Source organism: Mesorhizobium sp. M7A.F.Ca.CA.004.12.1.1 (assembly GCF_003997835.1).
Lineage (GTDB): Bacteria > Pseudomonadota > Alphaproteobacteria > Rhizobiales > Rhizobiaceae > Mesorhizobium.
This window is the reverse complement of the sequence record NZ_RZRK01000894.1, coordinates 1-2,395: the sequence shown is the minus strand read 5'-3', so window position 1 is coordinate 2,395 and position 2,395 is coordinate 1. Positions and strand designations below refer to the sequence as shown.

Annotated in this window: 2 protein-coding genes and 1 pseudogene; all 3 read left to right on the top strand. The window is 65.3% G+C overall.

All coding sequences use genetic code 11. The features are described from left to right. On the top strand, positions 1-735 hold a 735-nt coding region (locus EN984_RS31345; protein ID WP_127384209.1), incomplete at its 5' end, for an aminotransferase class III-fold pyridoxal phosphate-dependent enzyme. Positions 736-770: 35 nt separating this feature from the next. Continuing rightward, positions 771-2,063 (top strand): aminotransferase class III-fold pyridoxal phosphate-dependent enzyme, encoded by a 1,293-nt coding sequence (locus EN984_RS31340; RefSeq protein ID WP_127266753.1) that lies wholly within the window; start codon positions 771-773, stop codon positions 2,061-2,063. Continuing rightward, positions 2,060-2,395, top strand: a pseudogene (locus tag EN984_RS31335) (phosphotransferase); the annotation flags it as partial. The gene EN984_RS31340 and the pseudogene EN984_RS31335, both read left to right, overlap by 4 nt.

The following is a 2,395-nucleotide window of genomic DNA, read 5'->3' as shown; positions in this document are numbered from 1 at the left end:
GCGCTGGAGGACAAAATCGCCTTCCAGGGCGGCGACACCATCGCCGCTTTCATCATGGAGCCGGTTCTCGGCGCCGGCGGCGTCATCGTTCCGCATGAGAGCTTCATGCCACTGGTGCGTGAGATCTGCGACCGCCACGAGATCCTGCTGATCGCCGACGAGGTGGTGACGGGCTTCGGCCGCACCGGCGCATGGTCGGGCTCGCGTCTGTCCGGCGTGAAGCCGGATTTCATGACCATCGCCAAGGCGATCACGTCAGGCTATTTCCCGCTCGGCGCGACCTTGATCGGCGGAAAAGTCGCCGATGTCTTCGAGGCCGACAAGACCAGTTTTGGTGCGATCGGCCACGGCTATACCTATTCCGGCCACCCGGTCGGCTGCGCGGCGGGTCTGGCGGCGCTTGCCGAGACCAAACGGCTTCGCCTGAACGAGAACGCGGCGGCACGGGGCGTCGAACTCGCGGCCACGCTGGAGGGGCTGAAGGCCAGGCATGCGATCGTCGGCGATGTCAGGTACAAGGGCCTGATGGCGGCGCTGGAGCTGGTCTCGGACCGCACGACGAAAAAGCCGGCCGACAAGAAGACCATGGCCGTGGTTTCGGAGGCCGCCTATGAGGCCGGCGTCATGCTGCGTGTGTCGGGCAACACCATCATCCTGTCGCCGCCGCTCATCATCACCGCCGCCGATGTGACGAAGATTGGCGAAGCGCTGGATGCAGGCCTATCGAAGGCCTGACGGGTTAGCTGGACACAACGGAGTTTCAAGACGCAATGAGCCAATCGCAAGAAGCACTGGTTAGCCGGCGTTCCCGCCTGCTCGGCGCGAAATCGCAATTGTTCTACGACGAGCCCGTGCATCTGGTGCGCGGCGAAGGCGTCTGGCTCTACGATGCCGATGGTCGGAAATATCTCGACGCCTACAACAATGTCGCACATGTCGGCCACTGCCACCCGCATGTGGTCGAAGCCCTGTGCCGGCAGGCCAGCCTGCTCAACACCCACACGCGCTATCTGCACACCGCCATCCTTGATTATGTCGAGCGGCTGACCGCGACCTTCGATGCCAGCCTGTCGTCCGCCATCCTGACCTGCACCGGCAGTGAGGCCAACGACATCGCGCTGCGCATGGCGCAGGCCGCAACCGGCCGCATGGGCATCATCGCCACCGACGCCACCTACCATGGCAACACCACGGCGGTTTCGCAGCTCAGCACCCGCATGCCGCCGGTCGGCGGCCGCGCGCGCCAAGTGCGGCTGGTGCCGACGCCCGACAGCTATCGCCATCCCGATGCGACGGCCGACGGCAAGGCCTTTGGCGATGCGGTGCGGGGAGCCATCGCCGCGCTGGCAAAGGACGGCATCGGCCTGTCCGGCATCATTTTGTGCCCGCTGCTCGAAAATGAAGGCTTCCCGACGCTTCCCAGCGGATTTTTCGAAGACGCCGTGGCGGCGGTGCGTGAAGCGGGCGGGTTGGTCATCGCCGATGAGGTGCAACCTGGTTTCGGCCGTACCGGCAGCCATTTCTGGGGCCACCAGCGCGCTGGCTTCGTGCCCGACATCGTCACCATGGGCAAGCCGATGGGCAACGGCCATCCGGTCGCCGCGGTGGTCACCACCAAGGACACATTGGCGACCTTCCGCAACGCTTTCCGTTACTTCAACACCTTTGGCGGCAATCCGGTTTCCTGCGCGGTGGCCAATGCCGTCCTCGACGTCATCGAGCAGGAAGATCTCGTCGCCAACGCACGTGACGTCGGCGCCTATGCGCTCGGTCTGCTGCGCCCGCTGGCCGAGCGCCATGAATGCATCGGCGAGGTCAGGGGCGCCGGCCTGTTCTTCGGCGCCGAACTGGTTCACGACCGCGAGACGCGCGAGCCGGCGCCCGACATTGCCGAGCAGGTCGCCAACCGCATGCGCCACCGCGGTGTGCTCATGGGCAAGACCGGGATCCACGGCAATGTGCTGAAGATCCGCCCGCCCATGCCGTTCTCGCGCGACAATGCCGACGTCCTGATCGGCGCCCTCGACGAGGTGCTGGGTGAAGTCGGCGGAGTGAAGGCGTGAACGCTGTTTCCACGCAATCCGAGCCCGAGACGGCAGCCGATGTCACCGAGCTTGCCAAGCGCGCGCTCGAACATTGGGGCATTCGTGAGGGTGAGCCAGAGCTGCTGAAATTCCGCGAGAACGCGGTGTTTCGCGTCATCTTGCCAACAGGCCAGCCGGCCGCCATGCGCATTCATCGGCTTGGCTATCACACGGACGCCGCCCTGCGCTCGGAACTGCAATGGATGGGCTTTTTGCAAGCGGCCGGCATCGCCACGCCATCTGCGGTCGCCACGCCGGCCGCTTGCAAAAAGCCCATCCATTGCAGTTCCGAGCGCAGGGCGGCGTCCGTG

Excerpts from the sequence above, each read along its gene's own strand:
- EN984_RS31340 (WP_127266753.1), top strand. The coding sequence starts at position 771 with ATGAGCCAATCGCAAGAAGCACTGGTTAGCCGGCGTTCCCGCCTGCTC.